Origin of the sequence: Marinobacterium lutimaris (assembly GCF_900108065.1) — a bacterium.
GTDB classification, from domain to species: domain Bacteria; phylum Pseudomonadota; class Gammaproteobacteria; order Pseudomonadales; family Balneatricaceae; genus Marinobacterium_D; species Marinobacterium_D lutimaris.
On record NZ_FNVQ01000002.1, the window covers coordinates 686,013 to 703,042 of the forward strand.

Consider the following 17,030-nt stretch of genomic DNA (forward strand, 5'->3'; position numbering starts at 1 on the left):
CGCCCAGACCACAGACTTTAAATTTTTTTTGTCGCTTTTTTAGACCAACTGAACGGCCTCTGAAACAGCCGCCTTATCTGGTACTTGGAACTGAGATTGTCTAGGATGGCTTCAAACCGGCTACAAGGTCCCGCACCCCCATGTCAAACAAGCGAAAGCACCCCGCCACCTCTGCCAGAACAAATTCCGATAGTAAAATTATCCAGTCCTGGTTGACTCTGGCGCTGCAAGCGATGAATAGCGCCGACTGGAACCAAGCGCAAAATCTGCTGCAGAAGATCCTTGATATATCGCCGAAGCACGCTCGTGCACTGCAGCTCATGGGACAGGCCCAAATTAACTCTGGTGATTATATCGAGGGGCTCAGCACACTCAGCAAAGCTGTTTCCGTCGACCCTGGCAATGCACAGAATCAATACCTCCGCTCATTCGCTCTGGAACGCCTGCGCCGGTTACCCGAGGCACTGGAGGCGATCGAACAAGCTTTGACAAAGGTACCCGACAGCGAGACATTCCTTGCACACAAGGCAGTGGTCTTACAAGCGCTGAATAGAGAGGCCCAAGCCTTGGATGTGCTCAAAGGCCTACTTGAGCGATACCCACAAAATTCCCGTTACTGGAACAATGCTTCCAACCTGCACAACATCTTGGGCCAGCCAGAAAAAGCGCGGAAGTGCTTGCAAACAGCAGCCGAGTTAGACCCACAAAACGCTTATATTTTTAGCAATCTGATCACTAACCGCCACTACAACCCCCAAGAGACCCAAGCATCGATTTACGAGGCATGCCTGGAGTGGGACAAGCGCTTCCCACCAGCGCCGAGCAACACCCAGACAGACCCTGTCCCCTCACGAGTATTAAGGCTCGGCATGATATCTGAGGGGTTTCAGTTTCATCCTGTCGGCCAGATGATTATTGCCGCACTGGAGCAGTTGCCCACTTATGCCTATGAGTTTTACGCATATAGCATGTTCTCTGGCGAGGATGCGATTACCCGGCGCTTTAAAAAGATATGCAATTATCGCTTGGTCAATCATATAACTGACGATGCTTTGGCTGATCAAATTCGCGCGGATCAGATCGATATACTGATTGATATGGCAGGACATCACAGCGGTTCACGCATGCTGACCCTGACACAAAAGCCCGCACCGATTCAGATCAAATGGGTCGGCGGGCTGATCAATACCAGCGGCTCAGAAATTCTGGATTACCTGTTGAGCGACCGCTATGAAACGCCCGAGGGCACGGATTCAATGTACTCCGAAAAGCTGGTACGCCTGCCCGGTGACTACATCTGTTATGAGCCGCCCTCCTATCTCCCTGAAGAGAACAGTCTGCCAGCTAAGCAAAACGGTTACATCACGTTCGGCTCTTTCAATAACGGTATGAAGGTTAACGCTGAACTGATCGAGCAATGGGCGGGCATTCTAGGCGCGGTGCCCAACTCACGCTTATTCCTGAAAAGTAAAAGTTACGGTGCTCCCGAGTTCTGCGAGCATATTCTGGCGCAACTCGAAGACCGAGGCATCGCCCGTGAGCGGATTATGCTGGAAGGGACCTCACCTCACCAAGAACTTCTCAAGTGCTACCACCGCGTCGATATCGCACTGGACACCTGGCCGTACTCTGGAGGCTTAACAACCTGTGAAGCGTTTATCATGGGTGTTCCAGTCGTCACTATGCCCGGCCCCACGTTCGCGGGTCGCCACTCGACTACACACCTCATTAACGCAGGGATGCCAGAACTTGTAACTCATAGCTGGAAAGAGTACCGCGATCGCGCCATTGAGCTTGCCTCTGACGTCGACAGTCTCGCCGTGATTCGCACTCATCTTCGGGAAGTTCTGCAGAAATCGCCTGTCTGTGATGCAGCGACCTTTGCAGGCCACCTCAACAACGCCCTACGGGCGATTTGGCAGCGTCATTGCGAAAGCAAGACACCCGCCGCCCTTAACTTTAACGAGAACGGTGAAGTGCTCTTTCAAGGTGAGCCAGAGCCAGTGATACTCCAACACCCGGAGCCTCCTCCCGAAGATGAAGCAAGAACCTATCGTTGGGAATTCGAAGGCAAGGTCATCGCCATTGATCATGGTGCCCAGCTGCTGAATGTACCCGTGATTAAACAGATGCTGGAGCAAGGCACACTTGAGCTGATTGCGTTTGATCCCGCAAGCAACAAGTTAAAGCACCCTCTAAGGCAGGCGCAGGGAGTACATTACTACCCCAATATTTTGCTGGGCTCAGGCAGCCCAGCAACACTCTATGCCTGCCAGGATGCCAAACTAAGCGGAACGCTTAAAGCGAAAGGTGACGCTCACTTTACCGAGAAACTAAAGAACTCGTTAACAACCTTGGCAGAGTTACCGATCAATACCCTGGAGCTCGATAAAGTCAGTGAGCTACCGGCAATCGACTGGCTGATACTCGACAACCTGAACAATAGCGTTGAGGTACTGGAGCATGGCTCTGAAGCATTGAAGGACACCCTGCTGATTCAGGCTGACATCGTGTTTCAGGCAACTCATGATCGCCAGCCAAATTTAGCTGAAGTATCACATTGGGCGGCAAGACACGGTTTCCGGTTCTACTGCTTAAATCAGGAAGAGAGCCGCACACCTGTGCCTCAGAACATTATTGGCGCTAACAACTACGCCGACGAACTGGTTTCAGCGACCGCACTTTTCATCCCCAGCCATGAGCGTATGGAGTCACTCTCGACGAACCAGCGCAGAAAGCTCGCCTTCATTGCGGATACGGTATTTAGTCTGGAAGGGCTTGGCTACGAAGTGCTTGGCCGCAACTCCGACGAAGAGGCCGAAAAGTACATCCAGTATAAAGTCCGGCAAGAAGTTGCTAGTAAGCAGCCGCATGTGCCTGCGTCTGGTGTTCGCCAAAAACCACGCTTTATGCCTTCGCAGGCTCCAAGCCCACAGCCAACCGACACGGGTGCAGAAACAACATCGACGTCGATAAAACGACCTGATTTGACTCTACCCACAGAGGCCGCCAAATATCTTAAAAAAGTTTACTCAGATGCTACCTGCATCTTGGAGTACGGCAGTGGCGGCTCAACTGTCCTTGCCTCTGAGATGGAAAACAAGCAGGTTTTCACAGTCGAAAATGACCTGAACTGGGCAGCTAACATCATTCAGTATCTTGAGCAGGCAGCGCCTCCCTCTCCCGCTATCATTCACACCGTAAACGTTGGAAAGACAGGCCCCTGGGCTTATCCAGTTAACGATTCAAGCTGGCGTGACTTCCACAAATATCCCTTAAGCGTCTGGGATAGAGACGACTTTACTGAACCTGACGTCATTCTGATTGACGGCCGTTTCAGAGTTGCTTGCTTCGTGGCTGCCGTCATGAAAATAAGAAAACCAACCATCGTTCTGTTCGATGACTATGGTGACCGTCCGTACTATCACGTGGTAGAGCGGCTGGCAAAACCGGTCAAAATGGTTGGCAGGATGGCCTATTTCGAACTAACACCCGGCAATTTCCCTCCAGAAGAACTGACCTGGATGATTGCGAGCTTTAATCAAGTGACCTACGCCAATCTTACGCGCCCTTAAGCGGAGTGCCCCGAGATGCAGAGTTTAAATCAGCTAGCCTTGGAACTGCTTCAGATAACCCAGGCTCTCTACGACAAAACCCAGGCTGGAGAGCTGGAGCCCATTACCGGCCTTCAGCAACAGCGGGCCACTTTGGTTGCCGAGTTGGATAAAGCAAGTAGGCAACAGTGGCCGGATGAAGAGGTAGCGGAAGCCAGAAAGCTTATTGCGCAATCGCGGGAGCTGGAAAAGAAAGTCTTGCAGCTATTGACTCAAAAACGCGATGAGCTGGGTAAAGAACATAACCAGCTGATGCGCAGTAAGAAGGCCAGCAAAGCCTATGGTCAGTTCAAATAAGGCTTCAGTTAGTTAGCGGCCGGTAGACTCAAGTTCAACCGGCCAGTCCCTCAAAACCTACTTCCAATGATGCCCTACCGGGTTACCGGATATAATCGAACAGACTCAGACTCTGAATCCGGTTAAAGCTGGCATACGCTGCTTCCAACGCCAACTGGCGTTTAGCCAGTTCAGTCGATGCGGCCGCGTAGTCCAGGTCCTGTACCGATGACAGGGTGGACTCAGCCATCAGTTGAAAATCCATATTGCTGGACTCTGCGTTATCCAGCTTATTGAGGCGCGACCCTACTGTCGCATTCGCCTCCGATAAACGCTCCTGCGACATCGTCAACTGATCCAGCGTGAGGGCAAAACGCTCCTGTAGCTTGGTCAGCCCTTCCGGGTAACCGGCAATCGGTTCGCGCATCAGCTCAACGGTATCCAGCATTTCGTTGAGTATATTGGTAGGTGGCTGATCAAACTGAAGCGTCGTTTCATCCGCAGGGATAAAAGAGAGTGTTACCGGCCCGTTTGTATCATCGGTCGCGACATTGCGAGTGATATCCAAGGCGGGCACAGAACCCGCTCCAGAATCCACTGACACGGTAAACTGCGGCGGCGTGCCTGATACCGTTACACCGGCCAGGCTCGAAACCGGGTCTCCAGCCGAATCGACGAGCGAATAGGTAAAACCGCTGGTTTCATCCCCTGCTGTCTGGATACTGACCTCGCCACCCGCAAGGCGCATTAAATCAGAATAAGCCTGGTTGTCAGAGATGGTCACCGAGTCAATCAACGCACTATTGCTGATGCTGTAGTCTGGATTATCAACACTGTCCGGTAGTTGAACCTGAAAGGAGATACCCTCCAGCTCAAAGGTTTCAACCCGATCTTCTGCAGTGGCGGTTTCGTCGTACGCGCCCTCCGCCAAAACCTGACCCGCGCTATCGATCAGCGCATAGCGGTAGACTGAGGTCCCGCTGCCATCATCCTGGCCACTGGTTACACTGAGCTTCAAATCTCCATGCTCGCGCATAAATGACTCGTAAGCCTCAGCGTCGGTTACATCAAACTCAAGCAGAGAGCCCTTTAATCCAGGGTCATCACCACCGACCTGCTTGATCCCGGCCTCACTCAGTACCGACTCAAACAGAAACTGCCCCGAGTCCGTTGACTGAGCGTAGAGCGCGCTGGACACCTGAATCGAGCGGGAGCTGCTGTCACCCATATATTCGTAACGGCCATCGACCCCTTTTACGTAGGTTTGGGTGCTGCCCTGAGAGCCGGAGAACAGGTACTCCCCCTTGGCATCACGGGTGTTCATCAAACCAGCGGCATACTCCACCAGGTCTTCCAGCTCATAGGAGATAGCCACACGGTCCGGATCGGACATCGTACCGTTAGCCGCCTGCAGCACCAGCTCTCGCATGCGGTCTGTGGCGGTGTTCAGGTCGCCAATGGTGGTTTCTTCCAGTTGTAGCCGGCGCCGTGAAGCATCTACGTTACCCTGATACATTTCCAGCTGCGCCAACTCACGCTGCAAACTAACCACCCGGCTCGCACCCACGGGATCTTCCGCCAGGGAAGTAAATTCCTTGCCACTGGCCAACTTGTTCTGGATATCAGCCAGGGACGACTGATTCTCCATCATGTTCTGGTTGGCATTAGTGTAAATCTGGCCTGTGGATATACGCATAATTACCTCCGCACAGCCGAAATCAGGCTGTCGAATATGGTCTGGTAAGCCGTTATAAGCTGGGCGGACGCAGAGTAAGCCTGCTGGAAACGCACCAGGTTGGCGGCTTCTTCATCCAGGTTTACACCCGCTACGCTCTGCAGCGCATTCTCGCTGGACTGGAGCACTGAACGGCTTGAGTTGTAAGCGATTTCAGCAGTACTTGCCTGAGTACCCACCCAAGCCAGCATCTGACCATAGGTATCCTGATAGCTAAAACCATCAACAGTTTCAGCGTTCTGCAGATTGGACATGGCCAGGGCGTTACTGTTATCGGAATAACCATCCACGTTGCGCTCGATGGTGAAGCGATCGCCGGCATTGGGCTGGTTTGTCAGCGTGATGCTGAAATCGTAGCCGTCCGCCAGGTCGCCCGCCTGCTGACCATCGGCCGTGCTGGCAAGACTGAAACTGATCGGTTCACCCGCGACGTAAGACAAGGCACTTACTGTATTACCTTCAGCGTCGATCAGATCAATCTGCTGAGGGTTATCTTCGTCTCGCACGTCATAAACGCTGTAACTACCATCCGCGTTGAACACGACCTCCAGGTTTACCGGCACACCCTGACGTAACGGCGAACTATCCTGGGTGGCGGTAATCTCCACATTAGTGATTTCTGCATTGCCGCTATTGGTGGTGGCAGGTTCAACTCGCAAAGGTGAAGCCAAAGCCAGCATACGGGGGTTGGTAATTTCCACATCCATCAGCTGGGCAGCTGAGCGAGTAGGCTGAACGAGAAAACTGTCTCCACGCGACATCTGACCATTGAACTTCATGGTCATGCCGTCGAGGCTGATGGTCAACTGGTTGCCGTCGCGGACAAACACCCCGGACTGGTCCAGATCCTGCTCGTCTTGAGGCAAAGAGGACAGATCACTCAGCTCGGCCGAGGTGATTTTTTCACCATCACTTAACCGAGTGATTGTAAACGTATCGACACCGGTCGCCTCGACACGATAATCGCTGGCGGTCAGCGCTCCTACATCGTAAAAACCAACCGACGCGGAAACATTCAGATTCTTGTTGTTGGCGTTGGCCGTGACTTCTCCGCTTCTAATGTCGCGGAACAGGTCCTGCCCCATATCACCGTTCAGGTCCATCCCTTTACGGTGCTGCTCATTCATTGTTTCTGAGAAAACCAGCGCCAAACGCCCAACTTCATTGATCGTGGGCTGAAGCACCTCATCACGATAACGCACCATACCACCGATAGAGCCTTCGCCAAGCTGATCCGTGACTCTGGCTTCCACACCACTGCCATTGGTCATGTAGATATCAAGCTGGGTCGGATCAGCGTCCCCCGTACGTACCTGCAACGTCGCGGCGCTACTACCTACCACCAGCGGCTGACCATCTCCCATCATCACGTTATAGGTGATGCCATCCTGAGAGATAACATTGGTAGAAACATAGCCGGAGAGCTCTTTTACCAGCAGATCGCGCCGGTCCTGCAGCTCGTTAGAGTTCTGTCCCGCCGTCTCCAGGGTACCAATCTGCACGTTCAAGTCGGCGATATTCTGGGTAATCGAGTTAACCGTCTGAACCATACTGCGGATTTCGGTATTAATGGAATCCGTCTGGCTACGTAGCCGGGAGTCAAAGTCATTGAATGAGTTGGTCAATGACTGAGCTTCCGCCAGGAACAACTCACGGTTGGCGATATACAGCGGGTCGTCCACGACCTGCTGCAAAGACGCGAAGTAGCTGTCCATGGAGGCAGAGAGGCTCGTAGACTCGGATACCAGCATACTGTCCAGCAGAGCGATCTTTTGAGAGAACGCCTCGTTGCTGTTGAATGTAGAGGTATCTGACCAGACCTGACGTACGAGAAACTGGTCGGTAACCCGGTTGATATCCTGGACCTGGACACCAAGAATAGGTGGATCCTGCGTACCAAAGATAACCGTCTGCCGGCTATAACCCTCGGTATTCACGTTGGCGATATTCTGACCAACGGTTGTCAACGCACTCTGGTTAGCGTTAAGCGCCTGAACACCGATGTTGAGTATGCTGGAACTCATTTTAATCTCCGCGGCGCTTGGTTACTGGCGCCTTGAACTTTGCCATTCCGTATCGGCTGGTTATCTTTTGGTTATCGGCTGAGCATCAGCCTTCTTGAGGCTGACCGGTGATCGCCGCCAGTGTGTTACCGCTGAAAATACGCTCGATTTTGTCGGCGTATTCCGGGTCTGTGGCATAGCCGGCACGCTGCAGCTCCTGCAGATAAGCGACCGGGTTACCGGACTGCTTCAGGGCGTTTTCATAACGCGGGTTGTTCTGGATGAACTGCACATAGTCGTCCAGGCTCTGCTCGAGCGAATCGTAAGCACGAAACTCAGCGCGCTCCGGTTGCGGCAGACCGTTGCGATACTCCAAGGTCTGCACCGCTACTCGGTCGCCACTCCAACCACCGTTGGCCTTGATATTGAACAGGTTATTAGTGCTCTGCCCCGCAGCATCACGAATCACCGAGCGCCCCCAACCGGTTTCCAGGGCCGCCTGAGCCACCAGCACCCGGGGATCAACACCAAGCGCCTTGGCGGCGTTCTCAGCCAGCGGCAACAGACGCTGCACAAACTGCTCGGGGGAGTCGAAGGTGACCGATTCTTTGGCTGTTGACGCTGCTGCAGTTGTCGACGTTTCGGTTTCGGCATCTACCGCTGTTGCTTCTGCTGCACTCAGTTTCTGGCTGATCTGGGTAACCGCATCCAGGGAGCTACCAGCGACCCGTCGTGCCGCCAGGTTGAGCAGCGCCTCGTTGATGGAATCGCCCTGGCGTACCGCCTCATCAAGCTGCTGATCATCGCCCGGCATCTGCAGCGCCTGCCGCAGCGTTTCCGGGTTCAGATCACTGCCACCGAGCTGGCGTACGATAATATCGGCCAGGCCAAATCCGTTGCCGCGAGATAACTCCATGGTCAGCTGCTGATCGAGCATCCCCTGGTACATCTCCACTTCACTGGAGTTGAACGGGTTATCTTCGGCAAAACTCTGGTTAGCCTCGCGCATGGTTTTGAGCATCATGTTCATAAACACCTGCTCAAACTGCTCCGCCACCTGCTGCAAAGCTGCGTTTTTATCCTTACCAGCCTCTGACTTGAGTTTACTCAGAGCGGTAAAGTCACTGTACAGCGCGGCATCTGTGCGACCGGGAATTTTACTGTCCATCAGATCACCACCAGCTCGGCTTTCAGGGCGCCAGCCTGACGCAGGGCTTCCAGGATCGCCATCAGATCACCCGGTGCGGCGCCCACCTGATTGACCGCCTCTACCACATCGCTCAGGGTCGGGCCCGGCGCAAATTCAAACATATGGCCGGAGCCTTCATCCACTTCGATGCCGGTGCGCGGCGTGATCACGGTCTGGCCGCCCGCCAGCGGGTCGGGCTGGTTTACATCGAAGTTTTCGTTAATCGCAATGGTCAAGCCGCCATGAGTGATCGCCACCGGCGAAATCGTTACGTTCTGGCCAATCACAATGGTGCCGGTACGTGAGTTGATGACAACCTTGGCCACCTCCTGCCCCGGCTGCACGGTGAGGTTTTCCAGCACGGAAAGGAAAGAAACCCGTTGCGAAGAGTCACGCGGTGCACGCACGCGAATTGAGGTCGCATCCATGGCACGAGCTACTTCAGGCCCCAACAGGCCATTGATCTGCTCGGCCACACGGCGGGCGGTGGTGAAATCAGGCTGGTTCAGGTTCAGCACCAGCGAGTCGCCCTGCGAAAAAGCATTGGGTACGGCGCGCTCAACCGAGGCACCATTAGGAATACGTCCAACACTGGGCACATTCACCGAAAGGCGTGAACCATCGGCACCCTGGGCGCCAAAACCGGAAACCACCAGGTTACCCTGAGCCACTGCGTAGACATTACCGTCCGCGCCCTTGAGAGGCGCCATCAGCAAAGTGCCACCGCGCAGGCTTTTGGCATCGCCGATGGTGGATACGGTCACATCGATGTTCTGCCCGGGCTTGGCAAAGGGCGGCAGATTGGCGGAGATCGCCACAGCCGCGATATTATCCGATTCAGGATCCACATCCGCTGGAATCGCCACACCGAAGTTGTTCAGCATGTTACGGAAGGTCTTCGACGTAAAATCGGTGCCATCACCAGTACCGTCTAGACCGACCACCAGGCCGTAACCCACCAGCTGGTTACTGCGCACGCCGGATACAGAGGTAATGTCTTTCAAGCGCTCGGCGTAAGCGCTGGGTGCGAGCAGACTGAAAGCCAGAATCAGAACAGAAAAGATTTTCATCGCTAAGCCCTTTTAAAAAGCTTCGTTAGAACGGCCAAAGCGGGCCGATAAAGAAGCGGGACAACCAGCCCATAACGTTGGCATCCTGCACAGACCCCGTGCCGCTGTAGGCAATACGTGCATCAGCCATCTTGGTGGAGGCTACCGTATTGGCTTCATCAATATCCTGAGGGCGGATAAGACCACTGACACGGATGTATTCGTCGCCCTGGTTCAGGGTCAGCCACTTCTCGCCCCGTACCAGCAGGTTGCCGTTAGGCAGCACCTTATGCACTGTCACCGTGATGTTGCCGCTCAGGCTATTGCTCATATCCGAGTCGCCCTGGCCATCAAAGGAGTTTTCACTGCCGAGAGAGGCTGAAAGCGGGTTGCCAAAGGCGGAGAGGTTCTGCCCAAAGACGCTTCCCACACCCACCTCATTGCTGTTCGATTTATCGACTTGGGTAGAGCTGCTTTTCGAGGACTGGGTGTTTTCCTGCAGCGCTACGGTGATGATGTCGCCAACACGATGAGCGCGACCGTCACCGTAGATGTTCATGGCAGTAGCTGCGTTATAGATCGAACCGGTCACCGGCTGCAGATTCGGCTGCGGCGCCGCCTCTACAGGTGCGTAGTAAGGATTATCCGGCTTGGGCGGCGTGTTGACGCAGCCCACCAACCCCAACAGCCCTGCGATAAAAACGGCGATCTTTAACTTAGCGCTCATGCCACGAAACCTCGATTTAAAGCTGCTGCGTCACGAACGACAGCATCTGATCAGCGGTAGAGATCACCTTGGAGTTGATCTCGTACGCACGCTGGGTGGTGATCATGTTGACCAGTTCTTCCACCGCGTTAACGTTTGACCCCTCGAGCATCCCCTGTCTCAATGTGCCGGTACCATCTTCCCCCGGGACAGACAGCTGAGGAGCACCACTGGCGGCAGTCTCCATCAGCAGGTTCTGACCGATCGCCTGCAACCCCTGTGGGTTAACGAAGTTCGCTATCTCAAGCTGGCCAATTTCCTGGGGCTGAGTGTCGCCGGCAACGGTGACCGTGACGATACCGTCATTCGCTACGGTGAAGTTTTCGACCTCATCCGGCAGGGTGATCGCCGGCTCAATCAAAAAGCCTTCGGCCGTTACCAGTCGGTTTTCGCCATCCAGATGAAACTGGCCATTGCGGGTGTAGGCTATCTCACCGTCCGGCATCTCAACCTGAAGAAAGCCCTGACCGTTGATCGCAACATCAAAGGTCTCACCAGTGACCTGCATGTCACCCTGCTGGTAAAGCTTCTGCGTACCGACGGTACGCACGCCGTTACCGAGCTGTAGACCAGAGGGCAGCTGAGAGTCAGCGGCGCTCTCAGCGCCCGGCTGACGGCGAATCTGGTAAAGCAGGTCCTCGAAAACGGCCCGGTCTTTCTTGAAACCAACGGTACTAACGTTTGCCAGGTTGTTGGAGATGACCTTCAGCTGAGTATCCTGCGCGCTGAGACCTGTTTTAGCGACGTGAAGCGCCCCGTTCATAGCTATCCTCCGGTTTAGCTCAGCTGCAGAATATTGGCAGCCGCGCTGGAATTCTCTTCAGCTGTTTGCATCATTTTCACCTGCACCTCGAACTGGCGCGCCAGGTTGATAATCGAGGTCATCTCTGCAACTGCATTCACATTGCTTGACTCGAGGTACCCCGATTTCAGGCTAACGGTTGGATCCGGCGGCAACACCTGGTTGTTGTCGGCGTGCATCAGGCCATCTTCCCCTTTATAAAAAGCCCCCGGCTCAGGCCGCACCAGCTTGATCTGATCGATCTGCACCAGGTCCGTGGCGTTATCGCCCAAGGGCCGTATGGTCACCGTGCCATCGCCTGAAATATCGATTTTTTCCGCGGGGGGAATGACCACCGGCAGACCACCGTTGCCCATCACCGGCAAACCACTGCCAGTCACCAACTGGTTGGCGGCATTGATCTGCAGCTCCCCTGAACGGGTATAGGCCTCCTGGCCGTTGGGGCCCAGAACCGCGATCCAGCCTTCGCCATTAATCGCCACATCCAGGTCTCGGCCGGTCTGGATCAGCGTACCGGACGTGGTATCGGTCGCGGGGCGTTCGCTCATGGAATAGACACGGGACTCATAACCGTCGCCCAGAACTCGCATGGCGCGGGCCTGTTCCAGGTCGGTCTTGAAACCAGTGGTGGTGGCATTGGCAAGGTTATTGGCGTGCACCTGCTGAGCCAGCATATTCTCGCGGGCACCAGTCATCGATACGTACAACAACTTGTCCATAACAGCTCCATCAGGAAAAAGGTTGCCGCTTTAAGCGGCCTATACCCTGATAAAGCAAGGCGTGTGCCAATAGAATTTGAGAGACAACTGAGGAGGGAGAGATTCGCGGCGAGAGCTTCGCTCCTAAGATGGGTGCGAAGCGCTCGCCGCGGTAGCCGCCTGGAGCCAGGCGCTTATAGCAGGTTAGATCTGCAGAATTGCCTGGGTCACGGTGTTCAGCGTTTCCAGGGTTTTGGAGTTGGCCTGGAAGTTTCGCTGACCTTCAATCAGCTTCACCAACTCTTCCGACAGATCGACGTTGGACTGTTCCAGAGCGGCAGAACGCAGAGTACCGTTCAGACCGGTACCCGGCGGGTTTACGATCGCGTTGCCGGAGGCCAGAGTCGCTATCCACTCGGTGTTACCGCTGGGCTGCAGGCCATCCTGGTTTTCAAAGGTAGCCACGGCGACCAACCCCAGGTTGGCGCGCTGGCCATTGGAGTAACTCGCCACCATCTCACCGGTTTCGGCGAAGCTTACGCCGATCAGGTCACCCTTGGTGTAACCATCCTGCTGCTGACTCTTAACAATCGATTCTGAGGCGAACTGGCTTGAGTCGGTAATATCCAGCTGGATACCGGCAAGCTGATCGATATCCGAGTCCAGAATACGATCTTCCGGGTTAGCGGGATCCGCGCCAAGAATGGTGATATTCGGAGCCTGGCCATTTCCTGCCACTCGCTCACCGTTAACTTCTTCCAGCACACCCGTTGTGGAGTTAAAGCTAATAAGAATAGGCCCTACTTCACTGGGATTAGCACCACCTGCACCGCCCGCGCCCGGATCTGGCGTTTTACCGATGTTCAGCTGCTCGGTATCGTTCAAGAACGCATAAGCACGATAAACACCTACGTAACTGTTATCACCCTTGTACGCTTCAACGGCGATCTCAGAGCCATCCGGGGTAAAGAGCTGGGCTGTCTGATTTACGTCAGCCAGATCAACATCGCCAGCATCAGCCTTCCAGGTAATTTCCAGACGGTTGTTGTTGGCGTTATAAACAACAGATTCGATATCTGGATTACTATCCAGAATCTCCTGTTCATAGGTGGCAATCTCTTCACCGACATCATCGATCGTTTTCTCGCCAGTATCCGTCACCTCGATGCTGATCCCAGCGACAGAGATCGTGACCGGAGAGCTCAGAAGGTTAGCATCAGGGCCTGCAGTGAACAGCGAGCTATCGAGTCGCAGATACTGAACCTCATTGGAGTCGCGCTCAGAGTTATTACCGGTAAGCGCATTGACCACCTCATCCCCACTGGAATCAAGCACCGCATAATCGCCGTAGCCGGTATATTCGGCGTTCGCCTCAAAATGCAGTGAGCCGGCGTCATCCACATAAACCGTATCTGCAGCTATACGCGGATCACCACCATCCTGCTGCAGTTTCTCTACTGAAGCAGCGGTCAACACCCAGTTACCACTGCCATCGGTGGCCTGAGTAAAGTAGAGCGTATCAGGGTCTGCAGAATCCTGTGCAGGAGTTAACGCTCCAATGTCATCGAGGTTAAAATCAGACAGCATCGCCTGACCACCGAAGTCGATGGACGGTGCCGCATTATCTACGGTACCCATGCCATTGAACTCATAAACTTCACGGACCGGACGCTGCTCGGCAAAATAAAACCGGATACTGTGCTCGTTACCGAGGCTGTCGAAGGTACCTACAGTGGTTGAGTAGGAGTAGGAACCAGGATCGGTCCTGTTGAACACCCGACTCAGATCTTCTGCATTGGCGTTCGAGTTGATATTGAATGACAGATCGATCTGCTCAGTACCCTTAGGCGGGCTTTCCTTTTCGGTCACTGACAGATTCTGAATCGGTAACTGGTTACCCTGGGCATCCAGACCATAGCCCTGCAAAAACTTACCGTTCTTGCTGACGATGTTGCCGTCTTTATCCAGCTCGAAGGCGCCAGCGCGGGTGTAAGTGATATTGCCCTGCCCATCATCCAGCTGAAAAAAGCCGGAGCCGTTGATTGCCAGATCCAGGTTGCTGTTGGTGAACTCGATGGTACCGCCAGAGAAGTCCTGCGCAATATCAGTTACGGTCACACCAGAACCCGCAGTGTTACTCGAACCCGCACCTACTACAGCAGTCGCGTAGATATCACCAAACTCGGTACGTGAGGATTTAAAGCCCACGGTACTGGAGTTAGCAATGTTGTTACCCGCCACGTCGAGCAGCGACGATGCTGACTTCAGGCCAGTTACGGCCGTGTTAAAACCTGCCATTTAATAATCCTCGCTTAGCCGATCTGACGAATATCGTTCATGCTGAATGAGCCCGCATCGGTATTAACGCGCATACCGATACCGTTCTGCCCAAGGGATACACTGTTAACAGTCTGGCCAGTGAATATGGGTACTTCTGTAATGCCGTCACCGGAAGTCGACTTCGCCACCAGCGAATACTCACCCGCCGGATAACCTTCGCCACCCCAGACAAAATCATGATCACCTGCTTCCAGGTTCCCCATGGAAGCCGTAGAGACCAGCTGACCGTTAGCGTCATAGATCTCAATACTGACGTTAGGTGCACTGGCGTCCAGAGACACCATGCCGCGAGCGTATGAGCCTTCCTGATACAGGGTTTTATCGCCACCCTCGGTAAACACGGTCTGTCCAACCATAGAGGAAGCCTGCAAGGCAGCCTGGCTGCTAAGCATGGAATTACTCATATCTTCCACCGTGCTCACCAGCGTGTTGAGACTTTCCACCTGGCTCATGGTCGCTATCTGCTGCATAAAGTCAGTGGTATCCGCCGGGTTGGTGGGGTCCTGATTCTGCAGCTGGGCAATCATCAGCTCCATGAACATCTGACTATCCTGAGCCGACTGGCTCTGTTCAGTGTTCGCGCCTGACTGATTGGCCTGGTTTATCTGGTCATAAACGTTATTGTTACCGACGCCGTTTACTGTACTCATGGCGTTATCCTCTTAACCCAATCACTGCCCAAGCGTCAGCGTGCGCTGCAGCATCTGCTTGGCGGTGTTCATGATCTCCGTGTTGATCTGGAAAGAGCGGGAGGCGGAGATCATATCTGCCATCTCTTCCACGACATTGACGTTCGGGTAGTACACGTAACCATTTTCGTCCGCCATCGGATGACTCGGCTCATAGGCCATGCGCAGCGGTGCATCGCTTTCGACTATGCCATCCACCTGCACGCCCTGCCCCGGCACCAGGCCAGCCTCAACGGCGGTGTAATCATCCGCGGTCGGCTGCTGCACTGAGAAAATCGGTTTGCGGGCACGATAGGTTTCGCCCTCGCTGGAGCTGACACTTTCGGCATTGGCCAGGTTACTGGCGGTGGTGTTCAGACGGATACTCTGCGCGTTCATGGCAGAGCCGGCGATTCCAAATACGTTAGACAATGACATCGTTATTCACCTGTAATCGCGCTGACAAGGCCCGTGAACTTGCTGTTCAGGAAGGTAAAGGAGCTCTGAAAACGGATGGCGTTATCGGTGTAGCGCGCCATCTCTTCCTGTACTTCCACGGTATTGCCATCCACCGACGGCTGATGCGGATTGCGGAACATCAGCTCGGCGGCAAAGTCGGGCTCGATAAAGTCACTGCTGTGCCCGACAGAGGTGGTTTCAAGCTCCATACTCATGGCGCTCTGCTCACCGCGCAGTACCGCCGCAAAATCGATGTCGCGAGCCTGAAAGCCCGGTGTGTCGGCATTAGCGATGTTATTGGCCAGCACTTCGGCACGGCGTGCACGCAGCAGCAGTGCGTCGTCGTGAATACCCAGTGCAGAATCGAAACTGATGGCCATTGAGCTCTCCTCTTGGCTGCCCGTGGAATTGGCTGCTCAAGGAGTAAAGCAAATGGCATACCAGAGTGAGCCGGAGTGAGAAAAGCACCGCTATAACGCGGGTTGGAAGAGCAAAGGGATATTTCAGGTTGAGCGAAGCGGCAACGGGGTGCCTCTGCCGGCGGCAATAGCTGCCGCCTTGCCGCTCCCGAACAGGCTTAGATCGCCTGGTAGATAATACCGGGGCGGCAGTGAATCATCTTGTAGATATCGGACAGGCCGGACAGGGATTCAGACGCCCCTAGCAGAAGATAACCTCCCGGGCGAAGCTGGCGACGCATCTTGCGCAGAATTTCCAGTTTCACGTCGGAAGAGAAGTAGATCAGCACGTTACGGCAGAAGATGATATCGAACTGCCCCAGGGCGCCGTACTGCCCCAGAAGGTTAATACTCTGGAAGCGGACCCGAGACTTGATACCCTGCTGCACCTGCCAGGAACCATCAGCTGAGGAGTTGAAATACTTTTTCAGACGCTCCTGAGACAACCCTCGGCTCAGCGCCAGCATCTCATATTCACCGCGTTTGGCCTGATCCAGAACCTGCGTGGAGATATCGGTGGCAAGTATCTCTTCGCCTGAGCTGAACAACCCCGGATTGGAGCGTTTGAATTCATCGATCACCATGCTGATCGAATAGGGCTCCTGGCCGGTGGAACAGGCCGCAGACCAGATTCTCAGCTTCTGAAACTTACGCTCCGCAGCGATCTCCGGCAGCAGCCGCTTGGCGAGAATATCGTAGGGATGGATATCACGAAACCAGAGGGTTTCGTTGGTGGTCATCGCGTTGATGACGTTTTCTTTCAAGGCGTTGCCGCCGGGCCGCTTAAGGCGATCGACGAGATCCTTAAGCGAACCACAGGCCTGTTCGCGCATGATTTTGCTGAGGCGACTCTGCACCAGGTACTGCTTGTGTTCCGCCAGCAGAATTCCGCAGCTCTCTTCAAGAAACTTGCTGAACTGACGGAAATCTTCCGTGGTGATACTGAAAGCGTGAGTCACCGTTGAACCTGCCC

14 protein-coding genes are annotated in these 17,030 nt (G+C 54.4%); 2 read left to right on the top strand and 12 right to left on the bottom strand.

Annotated features, from left to right (window positions below; all coding sequences use genetic code 11):
- The first annotated feature begins 140 nt into the window (after window positions 1–140).
- On the top strand, window positions 141–3,575 hold the full coding sequence (locus C4S72_RS13555; protein WP_104003681.1) for an O-linked N-acetylglucosamine transferase, SPINDLY family protein: 3,435 nt from the start codon (window positions 141–143) through the stop codon (window positions 3,573–3,575).
- 15 nt (window positions 3,576–3,590) lie between these two features.
- Window positions 3,591–3,911, top strand: a complete 321-nt coding sequence (locus C4S72_RS13560) for a flagellar protein FliT (RefSeq protein ID WP_104003682.1) — start codon at window positions 3,591–3,593, stop codon at window positions 3,909–3,911.
- An 82-nt stretch (window positions 3,912–3,993) separates the two neighbouring features.
- Here the strand turns inward: C4S72_RS13560 and flgL are convergent, their stop codons facing one another.
- The 12 genes from flgL to C4S72_RS13620 form a co-directional block, all read right to left on the bottom strand.
- Window positions 3,994–5,586, bottom strand: coding sequence for a flagellar hook-associated protein FlgL (gene flgL / locus C4S72_RS13565; protein ID WP_104003683.1), 1,593 nt, complete (start codon window positions 5,584–5,586; stop codon window positions 3,994–3,996).
- 2 nt (window positions 5,587–5,588) lie between these two features.
- The gene (flgK, locus tag C4S72_RS13570) at window positions 5,589–7,649 is read right to left on the bottom strand and encodes a flagellar hook-associated protein FlgK (protein WP_104003684.1); all 2,061 of its coding nucleotides are present in this window, start codon (window positions 7,647–7,649) and stop codon (window positions 5,589–5,591) included.
- Window positions 7,650–7,734: 85 nt separating this feature from the next.
- Window positions 7,735–8,796, bottom strand: coding sequence for a flagellar assembly peptidoglycan hydrolase FlgJ (flgJ, locus tag C4S72_RS13575; RefSeq protein ID WP_104003685.1), 1,062 nt, complete (start codon window positions 8,794–8,796; stop codon window positions 7,735–7,737).
- Window positions 8,796–9,887, bottom strand: a complete 1,092-nt coding sequence (locus C4S72_RS13580) for a flagellar basal body P-ring protein FlgI (protein ID WP_104003686.1) — start codon at window positions 9,885–9,887, stop codon at window positions 8,796–8,798. The genes flgJ and C4S72_RS13580 overlap by 1 nt, the downstream gene beginning before the upstream one ends.
- A 25-nt stretch (window positions 9,888–9,912) precedes the next feature.
- Window positions 9,913–10,593: a flagellar basal body L-ring protein FlgH gene (gene flgH, locus C4S72_RS13585; RefSeq protein WP_104003687.1), complete on the bottom strand. Its 681-nt coding sequence runs from the start codon at window positions 10,591–10,593 to the stop codon at window positions 9,913–9,915.
- 16 nt (window positions 10,594–10,609) lie between these two features.
- On the bottom strand, window positions 10,610–11,395 hold the full coding sequence (gene flgG, locus C4S72_RS13590) for a flagellar basal-body rod protein FlgG (protein ID WP_104003688.1): 786 nt from the start codon (window positions 11,393–11,395) through the stop codon (window positions 10,610–10,612).
- Window positions 11,396–11,409: 14 nt separating this feature from the next.
- Window positions 11,410–12,153: a flagellar basal-body rod protein FlgF gene (gene flgF / locus C4S72_RS13595; protein WP_104003689.1), complete on the bottom strand. Its 744-nt coding sequence runs from the start codon at window positions 12,151–12,153 to the stop codon at window positions 11,410–11,412.
- Window positions 12,154–12,336: 183 nt separating this feature from the next.
- Window positions 12,337–14,430 (bottom strand): flagellar hook-basal body complex protein, encoded by a 2,094-nt coding sequence (locus tag C4S72_RS13600; RefSeq protein ID WP_104003690.1) that lies wholly within the window; start codon window positions 14,428–14,430, stop codon window positions 12,337–12,339.
- 14 nt (window positions 14,431–14,444) lie between these two features.
- Window positions 14,445–15,122 carry a flagellar hook assembly protein FlgD gene (locus C4S72_RS13605; RefSeq protein WP_104003691.1) on the bottom strand — a complete coding sequence of 226 codons (678 nt, stop codon included), beginning with the start codon at window positions 15,120–15,122 and terminating at the stop codon, window positions 14,445–14,447.
- Between the two features lie 21 nt (window positions 15,123–15,143).
- Window positions 15,144–15,578: a flagellar basal body rod protein FlgC gene (gene flgC / locus C4S72_RS13610; protein ID WP_104003692.1), complete on the bottom strand. Its 435-nt coding sequence runs from the start codon at window positions 15,576–15,578 to the stop codon at window positions 15,144–15,146.
- Between the two features lie 2 nt (window positions 15,579–15,580).
- Window positions 15,581–15,979, bottom strand: a complete 399-nt coding sequence (flgB, locus tag C4S72_RS13615; RefSeq protein ID WP_104003693.1) for a flagellar basal body rod protein FlgB — start codon at window positions 15,977–15,979, stop codon at window positions 15,581–15,583.
- Window positions 15,980–16,176: 197 nt separating this feature from the next.
- Window positions 16,177–17,016 (bottom strand): CheR family methyltransferase, encoded by an 840-nt coding sequence (locus tag C4S72_RS13620; protein WP_104003694.1) that lies wholly within the window; start codon window positions 17,014–17,016, stop codon window positions 16,177–16,179.
- Window positions 17,017–17,030: the final 14 nt, after the last annotated feature.

Excerpts from the sequence above, each read along its gene's own strand:
- flgC (WP_104003692.1), bottom strand. The coding sequence starts at position 15,578 with ATGTCATTGTCTAACGTATTTGGAATCGCCGGCTCTGCCATGAACGCG.
- flgH (WP_104003687.1), bottom strand. The coding sequence starts at position 10,593 with ATGAGCGCTAAGTTAAAGATCGCCGTTTTTATCGCAGGGCTGTTGGGG.
- flgJ (WP_104003685.1), bottom strand. The coding sequence starts at position 8,796 with ATGGACAGTAAAATTCCCGGTCGCACAGATGCCGCGCTGTACAGTGAC.
- C4S72_RS13580 (WP_104003686.1), bottom strand. The coding sequence starts at position 9,887 with ATGAAAATCTTTTCTGTTCTGATTCTGGCTTTCAGTCTGCTCGCACCC.
- flgF (WP_104003689.1), bottom strand. The coding sequence starts at position 12,153 with ATGGACAAGTTGTTGTACGTATCGATGACTGGTGCCCGCGAGAATATG.
- flgB (WP_104003693.1), bottom strand. The coding sequence starts at position 15,979 with ATGGCCATCAGTTTCGATTCTGCACTGGGTATTCACGACGACGCACTG.
- C4S72_RS13560 (WP_104003682.1), top strand. The coding sequence starts at position 3,591 with ATGCAGAGTTTAAATCAGCTAGCCTTGGAACTGCTTCAGATAACCCAG.
- flgG (WP_104003688.1), bottom strand. The coding sequence starts at position 11,395 with ATGAACGGGGCGCTTCACGTCGCTAAAACAGGTCTCAGCGCGCAGGAT.
- C4S72_RS13605 (WP_104003691.1), bottom strand. The coding sequence starts at position 15,122 with ATGAGTACAGTAAACGGCGTCGGTAACAATAACGTTTATGACCAGATA.
- C4S72_RS13600 (WP_104003690.1), bottom strand. The coding sequence starts at position 14,430 with ATGGCAGGTTTTAACACGGCCGTAACTGGCCTGAAGTCAGCATCGTCG.
- flgL (WP_104003683.1), bottom strand. The coding sequence starts at position 5,586 with ATGCGTATATCCACAGGCCAGATTTACACTAATGCCAACCAGAACATG.
- flgK (WP_104003684.1), bottom strand. The coding sequence starts at position 7,649 with ATGAGTTCCAGCATACTCAACATCGGTGTTCAGGCGCTTAACGCTAAC.
- C4S72_RS13555 (WP_104003681.1), top strand. The coding sequence starts at position 141 with ATGTCAAACAAGCGAAAGCACCCCGCCACCTCTGCCAGAACAAATTCC.